The 18705-nt window shown below is 64.9% G+C and carries 14 protein-coding genes and 3 rRNA genes; 15 read left to right on the forward strand and 2 right to left on the reverse strand.

Annotation, left to right across the window (positions count from 1 at the left end):
• Positions 1-127: 127 nt before the first annotated feature.
• From OG734_RS28145 to proC, 3 genes are all read left to right on the forward strand, one after another.
• Entirely contained in the window at positions 128-949 is an 822-nt protein-coding gene (locus OG734_RS28145; protein ID WP_330290272.1) for an ABC transporter ATP-binding protein, read from the forward strand.
• Positions 946-1734 carry an ABC transporter permease gene (locus tag OG734_RS28150; RefSeq protein WP_330290273.1) on the forward strand — a complete coding sequence of 263 codons (789 nt, stop codon included), beginning with the start codon at positions 946-948 and terminating at the stop codon, positions 1732-1734. Before OG734_RS28145 ends, OG734_RS28150 begins: the two co-directional genes overlap by 4 nt.
• A 249-nt stretch (positions 1735-1983) precedes the next feature.
• Positions 1984-2796: a pyrroline-5-carboxylate reductase gene (gene proC / locus OG734_RS28155; RefSeq protein ID WP_330290274.1), complete on the forward strand. Its 813-nt coding sequence runs from the start codon at positions 1984-1986 to the stop codon at positions 2794-2796.
• Positions 2797-2814: 18 nt separating this feature from the next.
• Here the strand turns inward: proC and trpS are convergent, their stop codons facing one another.
• Complete coding sequence (gene trpS / locus OG734_RS28160) at positions 2815-3864, reverse strand: tryptophan--tRNA ligase (protein ID WP_330290275.1); 1050 nt, start codon at positions 3862-3864, stop codon at positions 2815-2817.
• Between the two features lie 850 nt (positions 3865-4714).
• Between trpS and OG734_RS28165 the strand changes: the two genes are divergently transcribed.
• The 7 genes from OG734_RS28165 (at position 4715) to OG734_RS28195 (ending at position 13923) form a co-directional block, all read left to right on the forward strand.
• Positions 4715-6241: ribosomal RNA gene (locus OG734_RS28165) — 16S ribosomal RNA — on the forward strand.
• Positions 6242-6562: 321 nt separating this feature from the next.
• Positions 6563-9684 (forward strand): 23S ribosomal RNA (locus OG734_RS28170).
• Positions 9685-9776: 92 nt separating this feature from the next.
• Positions 9777-9893 (forward strand): 5S ribosomal RNA (gene rrf, locus OG734_RS28175).
• The 16S, 23S and 5S rRNA genes sit together here, the layout of an rRNA operon.
• 85 nt (positions 9894-9978) lie before the next feature.
• On the forward strand, positions 9979-10623 hold the full coding sequence (locus OG734_RS28180; protein ID WP_330290276.1) for an HAD family hydrolase: 645 nt from the start codon (positions 9979-9981) through the stop codon (positions 10621-10623).
• Positions 10624-10715: 92 nt separating this feature from the next.
• On the forward strand, positions 10716-11462 hold the full coding sequence (locus tag OG734_RS28185) for a VC0807 family protein (RefSeq protein ID WP_330290277.1): 747 nt from the start codon (positions 10716-10718) through the stop codon (positions 11460-11462).
• Positions 11463-11555: 93 nt separating this feature from the next.
• A complete protein-coding gene (locus OG734_RS28190; RefSeq protein ID WP_330290278.1) occupies positions 11556-12797 on the forward strand; it encodes an MFS transporter in 1242 nt (413 codons plus the stop codon).
• Positions 12748-13923, forward strand: a complete 1176-nt coding sequence (locus OG734_RS28195; protein ID WP_330290279.1) for an acetoin utilization protein AcuC — start codon at positions 12748-12750, stop codon at positions 13921-13923. The genes OG734_RS28190 and OG734_RS28195 overlap by 50 nt, the downstream gene beginning before the upstream one ends.
• Before the next feature lie 99 nt (positions 13924-14022).
• On the opposite strand, the gene OG734_RS28200 is transcribed toward OG734_RS28195, so the two are convergent.
• On the reverse strand, positions 14023-14457 hold the full coding sequence (locus tag OG734_RS28200) for a spore-associated protein A (protein ID WP_330290280.1): 435 nt from the start codon (positions 14455-14457) through the stop codon (positions 14023-14025).
• Between the two features lie 247 nt (positions 14458-14704).
• On the opposite strand from OG734_RS28200, the gene OG734_RS28205 reads away from it, so the two are divergent.
• The 5 genes from OG734_RS28205 (at position 14705) to OG734_RS28225 (ending at position 18666) form a co-directional block, all read left to right on the forward strand.
• On the forward strand, positions 14705-15520 hold the full coding sequence (locus OG734_RS28205) for a phosphatase (RefSeq protein WP_330290281.1): 816 nt from the start codon (positions 14705-14707) through the stop codon (positions 15518-15520).
• Positions 15521-15650: 130 nt separating this feature from the next.
• Positions 15651-15863 carry a helix-turn-helix domain-containing protein gene (locus OG734_RS28210; protein ID WP_004984898.1) on the forward strand — a complete coding sequence of 71 codons (213 nt, stop codon included), beginning with the start codon at positions 15651-15653 and terminating at the stop codon, positions 15861-15863.
• Between the two features lie 183 nt (positions 15864-16046).
• Positions 16047-16145 carry a 30S ribosomal protein bS22 gene (locus OG734_RS28215; protein ID WP_003948845.1) on the forward strand — a complete coding sequence of 33 codons (99 nt, stop codon included), beginning with the start codon at positions 16047-16049 and terminating at the stop codon, positions 16143-16145.
• Positions 16146-16413: 268 nt separating this feature from the next.
• Positions 16414-17520, forward strand: coding sequence for an NAD-dependent epimerase/dehydratase family protein (locus OG734_RS28220; protein ID WP_330290282.1), 1107 nt, complete (start codon positions 16414-16416; stop codon positions 17518-17520).
• A gap of 48 nt (positions 17521-17568) precedes the next feature.
• The gene (locus OG734_RS28225) at positions 17569-18666 is read left to right on the forward strand and encodes a lysophospholipid acyltransferase family protein (protein ID WP_330290283.1); all 1098 of its coding nucleotides are present in this window, start codon (positions 17569-17571) and stop codon (positions 18664-18666) included.
• Positions 18667-18705: the final 39 nt, after the last annotated feature.

Here is an 18705-nt window from a genome sequence, read left to right on the forward strand (position 1 = left end):
GCCCGGCACCCGGAGGCATCCGGAAGCGTACGGACCGGATCGCCAGCCTCCGATCACGCCGCCGCACGCCTGCGCCGCCGAACGCACCCGCTTGACGGCGCCCGCCCGCAGGAGCATTATTCATCACATGATGAATTACTCTTCCGGTCCACCCGACACCGGAACAGCGACCACCGGCGCCCCCGCCGTCCAAGCCGAAGCCCTCGCCGTCGTACGAGGCACCCGCAAAGTCCTGCGCGGCCTCGACTTCACCGTCCCGCGGGGCCGGATCACCGGCCTGCTCGGCCCCTCGGGATGCGGAAAGTCGACGCTCATGCGGGCGATCGTCGGCACCCAGGCCAAGGTCACCGGAACCCTGGAGGTCCTAGGCCACCCCGCCGGCCACGCAGCCCTCCGCACCCGCATCGGCTACGTGACCCAGGCACCCTCGGTCTACGACGACCTGACGGTCCGCCAGAACCTGGCCTACTTCGCGGCGATCCTCGACCCCGGCCGCGCAGCCGCGGACCGCCGCCACGAGAACGTCACCCGCGCCATCGTCGACGTGGATCTCACCACCCGCGCCGACGCCCTCGCGGGCAACCTCTCCGGCGGCCAGCGCAGCCGCGTCTCCTTGGCGGTGGCCCTCCTCGGCACTCCCGAACTCCTGGTCCTGGACGAACCGACGGTGGGCCTGGACCCCGTCCTTCGCCGCGACCTGTGGGCCCTCTTCCACACCATCGCGGCGACCCGGGGAGCGACGCTCCTCATCTCCTCCCACGTCATGGACGAGGCCGAACGCTGCCACCGCCTCCTCCTCATGCGCGACGGCGAACTCCTCGCCGACGACACCCCGGACGCCCTCCGCACCCGCACAGCGACGGAGACAGTGGAAGAAGCGTTCCTGCACTTGGTGGACGAGGCGAAGAAGTCGCCGACAAAGAAGGAAAAGAAGGAGCAGACCCAATGACCACGCCCACGCCCACGACCACACCCACGGGCACCCCCACAACCGCCCTGAACGCCTCCCGAACGACAGCCACCGCGATCCGGGTCCTGGCACAACTCCGTCACGACCCGCGCACCATCGCGATGCTGATCGTGCTCCCGAGCCTGCTGCTGCTCCTGCTCCGCTACGTCTTCGACGGCAGCCCACGCACGTTCGACGGCATCGGGGCGTCCCTCCTCGGGATCTTCCCCCTCATCACGATGTTCCTGGTGACCTCGATCGCCACCCTCCGCGAACGAACCTCAGGCACCCTCGAACGCCTCCTCGCCATGCCCCTCGGCAAAGGCGACCTCATCGCCGGTTACGCCCTGGCATTCGGAATCCTCGCGATCATCCAGTCGGCCCTCGCCACCGGACTGGCCGTCTGGCTCCTCGGCCTGGACGTGACGGGTTCCCCCTGGCTGCTCCTCCTGGTGGCCTTGCTCGACGCCCTGCTGGGCACCGCTCTCGGCCTCTTCGTCTCGGCCTTCGCGTCGTCCGAGTTCCAGGCGGTCCAGTTCATGCCGGCGGTGATCTTCCCTCAACTCCTCCTCTGCGGCCTCTTCACCGCCCGCTCCAACATGCACCCGGTCCTCGAAGCGATCTCGGACGTCCTCCCCATGTCCTACGCGGTGGATGGCATGAACGAGGTCCTCACCCACACAGACATCACAGCCACCTTCGTACGAGACACCCTGATCGTCGCGACCTGCGCCCTATTGGTCCTGACCCTGGGCGCGGCAACCCTCCGCCGCCGAACCCCATGACCAACTTCCAGCACCGGCGGGCACCATTCAGCGCCGGCCGGCGCATCCAGCCCGTCCGGCGTTTGAGGACGAGCGCGTTCAGCGCGATGCGGGGTCTGGGGGCGCAGCCCCAGGAACGGGATGGGACGGGTAGGGGCGGCGGGGGCGAAACACCCCCGGACATCCCGCCCACCGGACACCGCCCCCCACCCACCGCCCCCAATGCGAGGATGACCCCGGACGACGCAACCCCCGGAGGGCACCCCAACCATGACCCAGAAAGTCGCAGTCCTCGGCACCGGAAAAATCGGCGAAGCCCTGCTCAGCGGAATGATCCGAGCCGGCTGGGACCCCGCCGATCTCCTGGTCACCGCCCGCCGCCCGGAACGAGCCGAAGAACTCCGCACCCGCTACGGAGTGACCCCGGTCACCAACCCAGAGGCAGCGAAGACCGCCGACACCCTGATCCTCACGGTCAAGCCGCAGGACATGGGTACCCTCCTCGACGACCTCGCCGCCCATGTCCCCGCTGACCGCCTGATCATCAGCGGAGCCGCGGGCATCACCACCACCTCCATCGAGGCCCGCCTCGCCACCGGCACCCCGGTCGTCCGCGTCATGACGAACACCCCGGCCCTTGTCGACGAGGCCATGTCCGTCATCTCCGCCGGCAGCCACGCCACCGCCGAACACCTCGCGCACGCCGAGGAGATCTTCGGCGCCGTCGGCAAGACGCTCAGCGTCCCCGAGTCCCAGCAGGACGCCTGCACGGCACTCTCCGGCTCCGGCCCGGCGTACTTCTTCTACCTGGTCGAGGCCATGACGGACGCCGGTATTCTCCTCGGCCTGCCCCGCGACAAGGCCCACGACCTGATCGTCCAGTCCGCGATCGGCGCCGCCGTGATGCTCCGCGACAGCGGAGAACACCCGGTCAAGCTCCGGGAGAACGTCACGTCCCCCGCAGGCACCACGATCAGCGCCATCCGCGAACTCGAAAACCACGGCGTACGGGCCGCCCTCATCGCCGCCCTCGAAGCCGCCCGAGACCGCAGCCGAGCCCTGGCCTCAGGCAACAACAACTGAACCCGACCGCCACCGCGCCTACCGGGCCGTGTTCACCACGGCCTCGGGCCCAGATACGGCTTCGGCCCCGGAAGCCGCAGGCAGCAGCCCGATCGCGCGATAGGCGGCATCAACGGTCGGCCGGGCCATCGCCCGCGCTCTCTCGGCCCCGTCCCGGAGCACCCCCTCCACAAACACAGGATCCGCGCACAACTCCCTGTGCCTTTCCCGCACGGGCTTGAGCAGCTCGACCACGGCCTCCGCGGTGTCCCTCTTCACATCGCCGTACGACTCATACGCACCACTCAGCTCTGCCGGATCCCCACCCGTGCAAGCCGCCAGAATCTCCAGCAGATTCGCGACCCCGGGCCGCTCCTCCGGGTCGTACACGACATCCTGCCCGCTGTCGGTCACGGCCCGCATGACCTTCTTCCGCACCACATCGGGCTCATCGAGCAGATAGACGATCCCCGGCCCGACGTCCTCACTCTTACCCATCTTCGACGTCGGCTCCTGAAGATTCATGACCCGCGCACCCACCGCCGGACGCGTGGCCCGCGGCACCACGAACGTATGCCCGTACCGCTGGTTGAACCGCACCGCCAGATCCCGGGTCAGCTCGACGTGCTGCGTCTGATCGTCCCCGACCGGAACCTCATCGGCCCCGTACGCCAGGATGTCCGCCGCCATCAGCACGGGATACGTCAGCAACGACAGCCGCACACTCCCACCCCGCGCCCGCTCCCGTGCCGCCTTCTCCCGGTACTGGATCATCCGCCGCATCTCCCCGTCGGAGGCGACGCACTCCAGCACGTACGACAGCCGAGTGTGCTCGTCCACATGACTCTGTACGAAGACGGTGCACAACTCCGGATCGAGGCCCGAGGCCAGCAGCAGTGTGGCCGCCTGTCGGCTGAGTCGCCGCACGCGCGCGGGATCGTGGTCCACAGTCAGCGCGTGCAGATCAACGATGCAGAACAGGGAGTCCGCCCGGTGCTGGTCCACCGCGGCCCACCGCCGCATGGCCCCCAGGTAGTTCCCCAGTGTCAGATGTCCGGTCGGCTTGACCCCGCTGAAGACCCGCGTCATCTCTTCCCCACTCCTGGTCGAGACCACCGCACCCGGCCGGCCGACTCCTCTGGAGGGAGAAACAAGAACGGCCGCCGAGGCGGCGGCCGTTGAGTACATACGTGTGTACGGCCGCCGTCAGGCGGCCCGCCACTGCTGGGTGCACGTATGCGTAGTCACGTTCACGAGACTACGCCGCCCAGGCCCCCTCCGACATCGAGTTGACACACCTCAGCCCCCTACGTAGTGTTCTCCGAGTTGTCCGACGTGAGCGCCGACTCCGGTCGGTCCCCGGACAGCCATTCCGCAGGTACTCAACAACGGTCGACGACCTGTCGTCGCGCCGGTGGCGTGTCATTGGCATGCGTATTTGCGAAATGAGGAATCCGCGTTCGAAAGGACGCACCCCCGATTAGCTCGGGGACAAGGAATCCGCTAAAGTCTCACTCGTCGGAACGGCCCAACAGCCGGGAAGACAAGCCCCGCTGACTGGGAATCAGGCCCGAAAGGATCTGATAGAGTCGGAGTCGCCGGAAAGGGAAACGCGAAAGCGGAAACCTGGAAAGCACCGAGGAAATCGGATCGGGAAACGGTCTGATAGAGTCGGAAACGCAAGACAGCAAGACCGAAGGGAAACTGCCCGGAGGAAAGCCTGAGAGAGTCTCTCGGGTGAGTACAAAGGAAGCGTCCGTTCCTTGAGAACTCAACAGCGTGCCAAAAATCAACGCCAGATATGTTGATACCCCGTCTCTCCCGTTCGGGAGGGCGAGGTTCCTTTGAAGTAGTAAACACAGCGAGGACGCTGTGAACGGTCGGGCTTATTCCGCTTGACTGTTCCGCTCTCGTGGTGTGACCCGATTACGGGTTGACATTCACGGAGAGTTTGATCCTGGCTCAGGACGAACGCTGGCGGCGTGCTTAACACATGCAAGTCGAACGATGAAGCCTTTCGGGGTGGATTAGTGGCGAACGGGTGAGTAACACGTGGGCAATCTGCCCTGCACTCTGGGACAAGCCCTGGAAACGGGGTCTAATACCGGATAATACCTTCCCTCGCATGGGGGTGGGTTCAAAGCTCCGGCGGTGCAGGATGAGCCCGCGGCCTATCAGCTTGTTGGTGAGGTAGTGGCTCACCAAGGCGACGACGGGTAGCCGGCCTGAGAGGGCGACCGGCCACACTGGGACTGAGACACGGCCCAGACTCCTACGGGAGGCAGCAGTGGGGAATATTGCACAATGGGCGAAAGCCTGATGCAGCGACGCCGCGTGAGGGATGACGGCCTTCGGGTTGTAAACCTCTTTCAGCAGGGAAGAAGCGAAAGTGACGGTACCTGCAGAAGAAGCGCCGGCTAACTACGTGCCAGCAGCCGCGGTAATACGTAGGGCGCAAGCGTTGTCCGGAATTATTGGGCGTAAAGAGCTCGTAGGCGGTCTGTCGCGTCGGATGTGAAAGCCCGGGGCTTAACCCCGGGTCTGCATTCGATACGGGCAGACTAGAGTGTGGTAGGGGAGATCGGAATTCCTGGTGTAGCGGTGAAATGCGCAGATATCAGGAGGAACACCGGTGGCGAAGGCGGATCTCTGGGCCATTACTGACGCTGAGGAGCGAAAGCGTGGGGAGCGAACAGGATTAGATACCCTGGTAGTCCACGCCGTAAACGGTGGGAACTAGGTGTTGGCGACATTCCACGTCGTCGGTGCCGCAGCTAACGCATTAAGTTCCCCGCCTGGGGAGTACGGCCGCAAGGCTAAAACTCAAAGGAATTGACGGGGGCCCGCACAAGCAGCGGAGCATGTGGCTTAATTCGACGCAACGCGAAGAACCTTACCAAGGCTTGACATACACCGGAAAGCATCAGAGATGGTGCCCCCCTTGTGGTCGGTGTACAGGTGGTGCATGGCTGTCGTCAGCTCGTGTCGTGAGATGTTGGGTTAAGTCCCGCAACGAGCGCAACCCTTGTTCTGTGTTGCCAGCATGCCCTTCGGGGTGATGGGGACTCACAGGAGACTGCCGGGGTCAACTCGGAGGAAGGTGGGGACGACGTCAAGTCATCATGCCCCTTATGTCTTGGGCTGCACACGTGCTACAATGGCCGGTACAATGAGCTGCGATGCCGTGAGGCGGAGCGAATCTCAAAAAGCCGGTCTCAGTTCGGATTGGGGTCTGCAACTCGACCCCATGAAGTCGGAGTTGCTAGTAATCGCAGATCAGCATTGCTGCGGTGAATACGTTCCCGGGCCTTGTACACACCGCCCGTCACGTCACGAAAGTCGGTAACACCCGAAGCCGGTGGCCCAACCCCTCACGGGGAGGGAGCTGTCGAAGGTGGGACTGGCGATTGGGACGAAGTCGTAACAAGGTAGCCGTACCGGAAGGTGCGGCTGGATCACCTCCTTTCTAAGGAGCATCTAGGCCGCCAGGCATGTCCTGGTGGTCCAGGGCCATTACGTCGGCATACGTCCGGCGGTGGTTGCTCATGGGTGGAACGTTGATTATTCGGCCGGTTTCACGGGTCGGAGGCTGCAAGTACTGCTCTCGCAAGAGGGCGTGGAAAGCATGATCTCCGGGCGGGGACGGGTCGGGCACGCTGTTGGGTGTCTGAGGGTACGGCCGGTAACGGCTGCCTTCAGTGCCGACCCCGGTAAAGATCTGCTTCGGCGGGTTGTGACGGGTGGTTGGTCGTTGTTTGAGAACTGCACAGTGGACGCGAGCATCTGTGGCCAAGTTTTTAAGGGCGCACGGTGGATGCCTTGGCACCAGGAACCGATGAAGGACGTGGGAGGCCACGATAGTCCCCGGGGAGTCGTCAACCAGGCTTTGATCCGGGGGTTTCCGAATGGGGAAACCCGGCAGTCGTCATGGGCTGTCACCCACATCTGAACACATAGGGTGTGTGGAGGGAACGCGGGGAAGTGAAACATCTCAGTACCCGCAGGAAGAGAAAACAACCGTGATTCCGGGAGTAGTGGCGAGCGAAACCGGATGAGGCCAAACCGTATACGTGTGAGACCCGGCAGGGGTTGCGTGTGCGGGGTTGTGGGATCTCTCTTTCACGGTCTGCCGGCCGTGAGACGAGTCAGAAACCGTTGATGTAGGCGAAGGACATGCGAAAGGTCCGGCGTAGAGGGTAAGACCCCCGTAGTCGAAACATTAACGGCTCGTTTGAGAGACACCCAAGTAGCACGGGGCCCGAGAAATCCCGTGTGAATCTGGCGGGACCACCCGTTAAGCCTAAATATTCCCTGGTGACCGATAGCGGATAGTACCGTGAGGGAATGGTGAAAAGTACCGCGGGAGCGGAGTGAAATAGTACCTGAAACCGTGTGCCTACAAGCCGTGGGAGCGTCGCTGTATGTGCTTGCACATACAGTCGTGACTGCGTGCCTTTTGAAGAATGAGCCTGCGAGTTTGCGGTGTGTTGCGAGGTTAACCCGTGTGGGGAAGCCGTAGCGAAAGCGAGTCCGAATAGGGCGTTTTAGTAGCGCGCTCAAGACCCGAAGCGGAGTGATCTAGCCATGGGCAGGTTGAAGCGGAGGTAAGACTTCGTGGAGGACCGAACCCACCAGGGTTGAAAACCTGGGGGATGACCTGTGGTTAGGGGTGAAAGGCCAATCAAACTCCGTGATAGCTGGTTCTCCCCGAAATGCATTTAGGTGCAGCGTCGTGTGTTTCTTGCCGGAGGTAGAGCACTGGATAGGCGATGGGCCCTACCGGGTTACTGACCTTAGCCAAACTCCGAATGCCGGTAAGTGAGAGCACGGCAGTGAGACTGTGGGGGATAAGCTCCATGGTCGAGAGGGAAACAGCCCAGAGCATCGACTAAGGCCCCTAAGCGTACGCTAAGTGGGAAAGGATGTGGAGTCGCACAGACAACCAGGAGGTTGGCTTAGAAGCAGCCACCCTTGAAAGAGTGCGTAATAGCTCACTGGTCTAGTGATTCCGCGCCGACAATGTAGCGGGGCTCAAGCGTACCGCCGAAGTCGTGTCATTCCAGCAATAGGGCCAACGCCCGTTGGGATGGGTAGGGGAGCGTCGTGTGCCGGGTGAAGCTGCAGCGGAAGCTAGTGGTGGACGGTTCACGAGTGAGAATGCAGGCATGAGTAGCGATACACACGTGGGAAACGTGTGCGCCGATTGACTAAGGGTTCCTGGGTCAAGCTGATCTGCCCAGGGTAAGTCGGGACCTAAGGCGAGGCCGACAGGCGTAGTCGATGGATAACCGGTTGATATTCCGGTACCCGCTGTGAAGCGTCAAACATTGAACCAGGCGATGCTAAGTCCGTGAAGCCGCCCCGGAGCCTTCGGGCAAGGGGGAGTGGTGGAGCCGGCGGACCAGACCTGCAGTAGGTGAGTGATGGGGTGACGCAGGAAGGTAGTCCATCCCGGGCGGTGGTTGTCCCGGGGTAAGGGTGTAGGACGGTGTGTAGGTAAATCCGCACATCATGAGTCTGAGACCTGATGCCGAGCCGATTGTGGTGAAGTGGATGATCCTATGCTGTCGAGAAAAGCCTCTAGCGAGTTTCATGGCGGCCCGTACCCTAAACCGACTCAGGTGGTCAGGTAGAGAATACCGAGGCGTTCGGGTGAACTATGGTTAAGGAACTCGGCAAAATGCCCCCGTAACTTCGGGAGAAGGGGGGCCATCACCGGTGATTGAATTTACTTCATGAGCTGGGGGTGGCCGCAGAGACCAGCGAGAAGCGACTGTTTACTAAAAACACAGGTCCGTGCGAAGCCGTAAGGCGATGTATACGGACTGACGCCTGCCCGGTGCTGGAACGTTAAGGGGACCGGTTAGTCACTCTTCGGGGTGGCGAAGCTGAGAACTTAAGCGCCAGTAAACGGCGGTGGTAACTATAACCATCCTAAGGTAGCGAAATTCCTTGTCGGGTAAGTTCCGACCTGCACGAATGGCGTAACGACTTCTCGACTGTCTCAACCATAGGCCCGGTGAAATTGCACTACGAGTAAAGATGCTCGTTTCGCGCAGCAGGACGGAAAGACCCCGGGACCTTTACTATAGTTTGATATTGGTGTTCGGTTCGGCTTGTGTAGGATAGCTGGGAGACTTTGAAGCGGGCACGCCAGTGTTTGTGGAGTCGTCGTTGAAATACCAGTCTGGTCGTGCTGGATGTCTAACCTGGGTCCGTGATCCGGATCAGGGACAGTGTCTGATGGGTAGTTTAACTGGGGCGGTTGCCTCCTAAAGAGTAACGGAGGCGCCCAAAGGTTCCCTCAGCCTGGTTGGCAATCAGGTGTTGAGTGTAAGTGCACAAGGGAGCTTGACTGTGAGACCGACGGGTCGAGCAGGGACGAAAGTCGGGACTAGTGATCCGGCGGTGGCTTGTGGAAGCGCCGTCGCTCAACGGATAAAAGGTACCCCGGGGATAACAGGCTGATCTTCCCCAAGAGTCCATATCGACGGGATGGTTTGGCACCTCGATGTCGGCTCGTCGCATCCTGGGGCTGGAGTCGGTCCCAAGGGTTGGGCTGTTCGCCCATTAAAGCGGTACGCGAGCTGGGTTTAGAACGTCGTGAGACAGTTCGGTCCCTATCCGCTGCGCGCGCAGGAACATTGAGAAGGGCTGTCCCTAGTACGAGAGGACCGGGACGGACGAACCTCTGGTGTGCCAGTTGTCCTGCCAAGGGCATGGCTGGTTGGCTACGTTCGGGAGGGATAACCGCTGAAAGCATCTAAGCGGGAAGCCTGCTTCGAGATGAGTGTTCCCACCCACTAGATGGGGTAAGGCTCCCAGTAGACGACTGGGTTGATAGGCCAGATCTGGAAGCCCGGCAACGGGTGGAGGTGACTGGTACTAATAGGCCGAGGGCTTGTCCTCAGTTGCTCGCGTCCACTGTGTTGGTTCTGAAACCACGAACAACCCCACACCCAAGGTCACGGGTGTGGTGCGGTTGATGTGTTTCACCGTGTTTCGGTGGTCATAGCGTGAGGGAAACGCCCGGTTACATTCCGAACCCGGAAGCTAAGCCTCACAGCGCCGATGGTACTGCAGGGGGGACCCTGTGGGAGAGTAGGACACCGCCGAACAAATATTGCGAAAAGCCCCGTACCGGGTACACCGGAACGGGGCTTTTCTGCGTTCCAGAGTTATCCGGTCATTTAGGGTCCAGTTATGCGCTATGACCTCGTCATCTTCGACAACGACGGTGTTCTCGTCGACAGTGAGTCGATCTCCAATACACTTCTGGCCGCCTACCTCACCGAACTCGGGCATCCGACCTCGTACGAGGACTCCCTTCGCGACTACATGGGGTCCGCCATGCACCGCGTGCACGATCTGGTGGAGGAGAGGAGTGGGCGGCGGTTGCCGGACGATTTCGATGACGTCTTCCATGCCCGGGTGTTCGCTGCTTTCGAGCGGGAGTTGAAGCCGGTGGCCGGTGTGGTCGACGTACTGGAGAAGCTGGTTGCTGACGGAGTGCCGTACTGCGTGGCTTCCTCCGGGAGTCATGAGCGGATCCGGGTGGGGCATCGGAGTACCGGGCTCGAGCGGTGGTTCGACGGTGGGCGGGTTTTCAGTGCGCAGGATGTGGGGCGGGGGAAGCCGGCGCCCGATCTGTTTCTTTATGCGGCGGAGCGGATGGGGGTGGCGACTGGCAGGTGTGTGGTGGTGGAGGACAGTCCGTTGGGGGTGCGGGCCGCTGTTGCGGCCGGGATGGATGTGCTCGGGTTCACTGCCATGACTCCTGCCGAGCGGCTGGTCGGGGCCACTCAACTCTTCGGCAGCATGGGTGAGTTGGCTGAGCTGGTTGTTTGAGGTTGAGCATGGGTGGCGGCTGACAATTGTCATCTCCGGGTATGGACGATCGTTTCTGTTGGTGGGGTGGGGGTGACCGCGAGGCTTGAGGCATGACAACAGCTACGACGGGTACGACGACGAACTCAGCCTCCCTTCGACGGAGTTTTCTGCCGTTGGTCCTCGACGTGGGGGTGCCTCTCGGGTCGTACTACGTATTCAAGGACGGGCTCGGGATGAGTGCCGTCGCCGCGCTCGGGTGGAGCAGTGCCGTCCCTGCGGTGCGGACCGGGTGGAGTGCGGCGCGGGGGCAGAAGGTCAATGCGATGGCCGCGCTCATCCTGGTGGTGAACGTTGTCGGGGTGCTGCTCAGTTTTGTCGCCGGGGATGCGCGGCTGATGCTCGTGAAGGACAGCGGGGTCAGCAGTGTCGTCGGGATCGGGGTGTTGGTGTCGGTCCGGCTGGGGCGGCCGATGATGACCGAGGGGATGAAGCCGTTCCTCATCAAGGGGGATGTCGAGCGAGCCGCCGCCTGGGAGCGGTTGGTCAGTGGGTCCCTGCGGTTTCGGCGGGCCGAGCGGACCTTCTCGGTGGTGTGGGGCGTGGCTCTGCTGGGGGAGTGCGTCGCGCGGATCGTGGGGGTCTACGTCCTCTCCGTCGACACCATGGTCTGGCTCGGCACTCTTGTGATGGTCGGGGCGATGCTGACGGCCGTTCTGGTCGGCGGTGCGCTTGCCGTTGAGCCGATGAAGCGGATGCTTCGCGATGAGGTCGCCTTGCGTCGGAATGGCGGTGCCTCGGCAGGTTCCCCTACGGATTCACGTACTGGTTGTGCTCAGGTGGTAGCTCAGGGTCGCTGACGGGGAGTCGTTCCGGGGTGAGATCAAAGGTGAGCAGAATTCATTTTCCATATCGTCTACCCACGAGTAGGCCGGGGCCATACGCTCGCCGCCATGACAGATGTGCTGCGGCGCGGCAGAGCCTCGCTGGCGTTCAGCTTTTTCGCTCAGGGCGCCGCCTTCGCGCTGCTCGTGACGCGGATCCCGGCCATCCAGGACCGGTACGGCATTTCCGACGCGATGCTGCCCCTCTTCCTCGCCGCCGTGCCGGTGCTGGCCGGGGTCGGCAGTGTCTGCGCCGAGCAGTTGGTCAAGCGGGTGCCTCCCAGTCTCGTACTGAGGTGGTCGCAGCCCGTCGTACTCCTGGCGCTGCTCGGTGTCGGCGCCGGGGACCATGTGGCCGAGGTGGCTGTGGCACTGGGCGCGTTCGGGCTGGCCGTCGGTGGGCTCGACGCCTCGATGAACATGCTCGGGGTGAGTCTGCAGCGGGCGTACGGGCGCAGCATCATGCTCGGGTTCCATGCGGCGTTCAGTCTGGGCGGGATCATCGGGGCCTCGCTTGCCTGGGCGGGCGCGCACTGGCATCTCGCCCTCTTCGTGTCCTACCTGCCTGTGGTGGCCGTGCTGGTGCCGGTCGCGCTGGTCGGAAGCCGGTGGTACGTCGATGCGCGGGACGGGGGCGGGGGGGAGCCTGACTCGGTGCCGAGTGATGCGCCCCGTGAGGGGGCCGACTCGGGCGCCCTCGTTTTCAGGATGCTGCTGCCGCTGTGCCTGGTGATGACGTTCGCCTACATCGGGGACTCGACGGTCTCCAACTGGAGTGCGAAGTATCTGCAGGACGTGCTCGGGAGTTCGGAGCAGCTCGCCACCGTCCCGTACAACGTGTACATGGTCACCACGCTCGTCGGGCGGGCCATCGGGGACGTCGGGGTGCGGAGGTTCGGGGCCGTGGCCGTCGTGCGGGCGGGGGCGGTGGTGGCGGCGCTCGGGTTCGGTGTGGTGGCCGTGGCGCCCGGGGCGTGGGTCGGGATGCTCGGGTTCACGTTGCTGGGGCTCGGGTTGTGTGTGATCGTGCCGCAGACCTTCGCCGCCGCCGGACGGTTGTTCCCCGGGGCCTCGGATGCCGCCGTCGCGCGGCTCAACATATTCAACTACGTGGGCTTCCTGATCGGTTCGCCCCTGGTGGGGGCTTTGGGTGATCTGTGGAACTACCGCGGGGCGATGCTGGTTCCGATGGTGTTGGTCCTGGTGACGTTGAGGTACGCGGGGTCGTTCGATCCGGGACTTGCCCGATACGGTGACGGGCATGAGCGGCCGCGCACAGCTGATGTGGGACGAGGCAGTAACGGGCTATGACTTCGGCCCGGATCACCCGATGGATCCGGTCCGGCTCGCCCTGACCCGGCGACTCGTCGAAGCCTTCGGGCTAGACCGGGAAGTGGACGTGGTCTCGGCGAAGCCCGCCGGGGAGTCGACGCTGAGGCTTGTGCACCGTGAGGACTACATCGAGGCGGTCAAGGCCGCGTCCGCCGATCCGGGGGCGGCCGACGCGGCGTACGGGCTGGGGACCGTCGACGATCCCGCCTTCGCCGGGATGCACGAGGTGTCCGCGTTGATCGCGGGGCAGTCGGTGGGGGCCGCCGAGGCGGTGTGGCGTGGGGAGGCGATGCACGCCGTCAACTTCGCGGGCGGCCTGCACCATGCGATGCCCGGGGGCGCGTCCGGGTTCTGCATCTACAACGACGCCTCGTTGGCCATCGCCCGGCTGCTGGAGCTGGGGGCCGAGCGGGTCGCCTATGTGGATGTGGACGTGCATCACGGGGACGGCGTCCAGGCCGCGTTCTGGGAGGATCCGCGGGTTCTGACGATCTCGCTGCACGAGCATCCGCGCACCCTGTTCCCGCAGACCGGGTGGCCCGAGGAGACAGGGGCGGAGGGTCCCGCAGCGGGGAGTGCCGTCAACGTCGCGCTGCCGGCCGGGACCGGGGACGCCGGGTGGCTGCGGGCCTTTCACGCGGTCGTGCCCGAGCTGATCGCCGACTTCCGGCCGCAGGTGATCGTCACCCAGCACGGGGCCGACACCCACTTCGAGGATCCGCTCGCGCACCTCGCCGTGTCGTTGGACGCGCAGCGGGCGGTACAGATCGCCTGTCACGACCTCGCGCACGAGTACGCCGACGGGAAGTGGGTCGCCCTGGGCGGGGGCGGATACGCGGTGGTGGAGGTCGTACCGCGGTCCTGGACGCACCTGGTGGCGATCGCGGCGGGGCGGGCCGTCGAGCCCACGGCCGTGATTCCGGAGGGGTGGCGGCAGGAAGTCTTCGCGCGTACGCGGCAGTTGGCGCCGGCGCGGATGACCGACGGGCGGTGGCCGGTGACTTGGGCGGACTGGGAGGCGGGATACGACCCCGCTGACCGGTTGGATCAGGCGGTCATCGCGGCGCGCAAGGCGGTCTTTCCGCTGCGGGGACTGCTGGCGTAGGTGACGCCGGCAGTCTGTGGGGTGCGGGGGCCGACACCGGCAGCCCCGGTCTCGGGCTCGGTGCCGGTGTCGGCCCCTGTGCAGGTCCTGCGCCTGGCGTCAGGTGCACACGCCCGTGCCGGACGCCTCCACGTCGCCGACCTCGCCGTACCACTGCACGCAGTAGCCACGGGAGTCGTAGTACACCGGGCCCGCGTACGTGAAGTAGTCGTCGGCGTCCGCGACCGGTGTGGTCTCGTGGCCGGCGAGCACGTTGAGCTCGATGCCGATGTGGATGCGGGGACCGGCCGTGTTGCGGATGGTCACCGCGCAGCTCTTGCTCTCCGCCTCGTTCCAGGTGACGTAGATCCGGCCGACGCGGCCGACCGCCGTGGTGGCGACGACTTTGTATCCGGGGCCGCAGAGGTCGTCGTACCCGCCGGCTGACGCGGCGGACGCCGGGGCCGCGGTGGCGAACGTGGCGCCGAGGGCGGCGAGAGCGGTGACGGACGCGAGAGCGGCGTTGGTGGCGGTTCTACGACGGGACAGCTTCATGGTGTTCCCCCTGTGGTGATGATCTCTGTAGTGATGGTCAACTGGCGCTCGGTGCGCACGTGTTGTGAGACGTGGCTGTCGCCGGGAGAGTTGTAGGTGTTCCTGTCACTGTTCCGTCATCAGTGTCACCGTTGTCACGAGCGCCGCCCGGGGCGTCGGCGAGCGAGGGTCGCGTGATTACGCCAACTGTGGGGTGTTCCCTGCATTCTGGGCATCCGGGGCGGGTGACTGCGCCAGCATCGTTGACGTGTTGAGTGCCGGGGCGTTGCGTGCCCATCTGCTGGCCGCCCGTCTCGCCGGGCCCGTGGCCACCTCGCGGGAGGAGAGTCTGCGGAGTTATCGGCTCTTCGCCGCCCGCGATCCCAGGGTGCTGATCGGACTCGATCCCGAATGGACTTGGCGGCAGCAGGATCTGATCGGGTTGATGGCCGACCGATGTGGGGTCTCGGCCGATCCGCGGTGCGTCACCGGATGTGATGTGATCGATCCGGAACGGACGCTCGTGGCCCTCGACGCCTTCGCCGAGCGACTCTCCGCAGCCGCCCGGCACAGGGTTCCCGTGCTCCTGGGCACCGGTCACCCGCACCGACTGCTCGGTTTCTACGCCGCGTTGGCGGACGCTCTGTCGGCGGCGGGATGTACTGTCCTCACCCCGGCGCAGGGTAGCTCTGTCGACATAACGACCCGGTTCGGTCTACGCACGTACAACCTTGACTACGTACGAGGAGTCGCGTTCGTACGGGAACCGGGCGCCCTGGCCGCCGGGCGTGAGCCCGGCGCACACACGCACTCTCCCCTCCCGGTTCGGACCGTTCTGGCCGCCGCCGTCGAGGCCGGCGGGACGCTCCCAGAGCTGGTGATCGGGGACCACGGGTGGGTCTGCGGTGCAGGTCAACTGGGGTTCGAGGCCATCGGGCTGGCCGATACGGACGATCCCGCACTCTTCGTAGGAGAGGCGGAGGGGCGCGTGTCGGTCGTCGTTCCACTTGATGACGCTGTGCGGTCTGATTACTACCGGCCGATTACCCGCTACGTACTCAATCGAGCGTGTCTGTCACAGTAGGCCGCCGATGGGTGCACCTCTTCCCCACTCGCATCACCCGCCCCTACATTGGGGAGTGAGCACGCAGCGACGAAGAGTCACCGGAAGGGGAAGCCGGTGGCCAGTCGAGTGCGGAAGGTTCAGGTGTGTCATGGCTGCAGCTGGCGAGAGGCCTCTGAACGAGGTCCAGTTCCTAACCGTGGCGGAAGTCGCCTCGGTGATGCGAGTGTCGAAGATGACCGTGTACCGCTTGGTGCACAGCGGTCATCTGCCCGCGATCCGGGTGGGACGTTCGTTCCGCGTCCCGGAGCAAGCGGTTCACGAGTACCTGCGCGAGAGCTATGTGGGGGTGGAGACAGCCTGACGGCGGTCGAGGGGGGATGGTCGGGGACCCTCAGGGCTTCACCGGGTCCCCCCTGATCTCCTCTGATCTCCTCGATTGCCCTCGATTACAACCTCAGCGCTCGGACGGGTAGGCTGGCCCCTTGTAGGTCGTATGGGCCCATGGCGCCCAACGCCGAGTGATGAGAAGTGAGCGAGGGTAGTCGTGGGCTCTGTTATCAAGAAGCGGCGCAAGCGGATGGCCAAGAAGAAGCACCGCAAGCTGCTGAAGCGCACGCGCGTTCAGCGTCGCAACAAGAAGTAGTCGGTCCGATCAAGAGATCGGGACTGCTACTCCTCCGCGACGCTGCGAGAGCGCGAGCGAGAGTGTGAAGGCTGTGGCCCCCCACTGGTTTCCGGTGGGGGGCCACAGTCGTATTAGCTTGTGCGTACGCCTGTGCGGCACATGGCTGGGTCTGGTCATACGTATGGAGTCCTCGTGACTTCATGCATCGGGTGGTCATCACAGCGCAACAACAACCCGCTAGGTTGGGCTCCACACGGGAAACACGGCTGGAAGGAAGGCGCTGATCTTGGGCAAGGTCGTGCTCGTGACCGGGGTGGCCCGTCAACTGGGGGGCCGGTTCGTACGACGGATCCAGCGTGACCCCCAGGTGGACCGGGTCATCGCGGTGGACGCCGTTCCGCCCGAGCACCATCTGGGCGGCGCCGACTTCATCCAGGCCGACATCCGGCAGCCCACCATCGCGCGGGTGCTCGCCGAGACGAACGCCGACACGGTCGTGCACCTGGACGTGACGGGCATAGCGCTGGGCACTGGCAGCCGGGTCACGGTCAAGGAGACCAACGTCATCGGCACCATGCAGTTGCTGGGTGCCTGCCAGAAGTCGCCCGCCGTGAAGCGGCTGGTCGTGAAGTCCAGTACGAACGTGTACGGGTCTGCGCCCCGGGATCCTGCGGTCTTCACCGAGACCACCTCGCCCAAGTCGCTGCCCAGCGGCGGCTTCGCCAAGGACGCGGTGGAGGTGGAGGGGTACGTGCGGGGGTTCGCGCGGCGGCGGCCCGACGTCGCCGTGGCCGTGCTGCGCTTCGCCAACATCCTGGGGCCGACCGCGGACTCGCCGCTCGCCCAGTACTTCGGTATGCCGGTCCTGCCGACCGTGTTCGGCTACGACCCCCGGCTCCAGTTCGTGCACGAGGACGACGTGATCGAGGTTCTGCGCATCGCCTCGCACGACCCGGAGCGTGGAACGCTCAACAGCGGCACGTTCAACATCGCCGGCGACGGAGTTCTGCTGCTGTCGCAGTGCTCCCGGCGGCTCGGCCGTCCCACCGTGCCGCTGCTGCTGCCCGCGGTCACCTGGGCCGGCTCGCTGGTGCGTACGCTGGGCATGACGGACTTCTCGCCGGAGCAGATCCGGTTGCTCACGCACGGCCGGGTCGTGGCGACGAACCAGATGCGCGAGACGCTGGGCTACCAGCCGAAGTTCACGACCGCCGAGACGTTCGAGGACTTCGCGCGTGTCCGCGGTCCCGGGCTGCTGCCGCCGGCAGCCATCGCGGGGGTCGTCGACCGGATCGCCGCGCTGCCCTTCGCACCCTTCGCGGGCAGTGGTGGTACCCCGGCCACGACAGGCGGGACGGGCACGACGACCGGGACAGCCGCAACAGCGACCTGACGGAGACAGCCCACCGACGCAGAGCGCCAACCGAGGAGCGCATCAACGATGGCGGATGCCAAGGTCATTCCGTTCGACGACGACAGGTCCCGCGCGGGCACCGCCGCGCGGCCGTCGCGCCGCCGGAGCGCGGGGAGCAGCCGGCGCAAGGGCGAACCGGCGGTGATTCGCGAGGTCCAGCCCCTGCCGGGACGAGCCCGCCCGCAGGATGATGTTCAGGTGACACGAGAGCAACAGCCGCCCCAGGAGTCCCAGGATCAGCCCGGGCACCAGTCCCCGTCGCCCGCCCCGGACGGCGGTGTCGTCGGCAACCTGGAGCGGCGTGTCGCGGGCGGCCTGTCCTTCCTGCGGCGCCGGCTCACCGGGGACTACGAGATCGACGAATTCGGCTACGACGCCGAGCTCACCGACCAGGTCCTGATGTCGCTGGTGCGCCCGCTGTACGAGAAGTACTTCCGGGTCGAGGTCAAGGGCATCGAGAACATCCCGGCCGAGGGCGGCGCCCTGATCGTCGCCAACCACTCCGGGACGCTGCCGTTGGACGGCCTGATGATGCAGGTCGGCGTGCACGACAACCATCCGGCGGGCCGCCATCTCCGGCTCCTCGCGGCGGATCTGGTCTTCATGCTCCCGGTGGTCAACGAACTGGCCCGCAAGGCCGGCCACACTCTGGCCTGCGCCGAGGACGCGGAACGGCTCCTGGAGCGCGGCGAACTGGTCGGCGTGATGCCGGAGGGCTTCAAGGGCATCGGCAAGCCGTTCAGCGATCGGTACAAGCTGCAGCGCTTCGGGCGCGGCGGCTTCGTGTCGACGGCACTGCGGCAAGGTGCGCCGATCATCCCGTGCTCGATCGTCGGGGCGGAGGAGATCTACCCGATGATCGGCAACGCCAAGACCCTGGCCCGGGTGCTTGGCATCCCGTACTTCCCGATCACCCCTACGTTCCCGTGGCTGGGCCCGCTGGGCGGGATCCCGCTTCCCACGAAGTGGACGATCCAGTTCGGCGAGCCGATCCGTACGGACGGCTATCCGCCGGAGGCGGCCGAGGATCCGATGCTGATGTTCAACCTGACGGACCAGGTCAGGGAACAGATCCAGCACACCCTCTACAAGCTGCTGGTGCAGCGGCGGTCTGTGTTCTTCTGACGCACGTGTTCTTCCGTCGTGCCGTTCTTCCGTCGTACC

Source organism: Streptomyces sp. NBC_00576 (genome assembly GCF_036345175.1).
GTDB lineage: Bacteria > Actinomycetota > Actinomycetes > Streptomycetales > Streptomycetaceae > Streptomyces.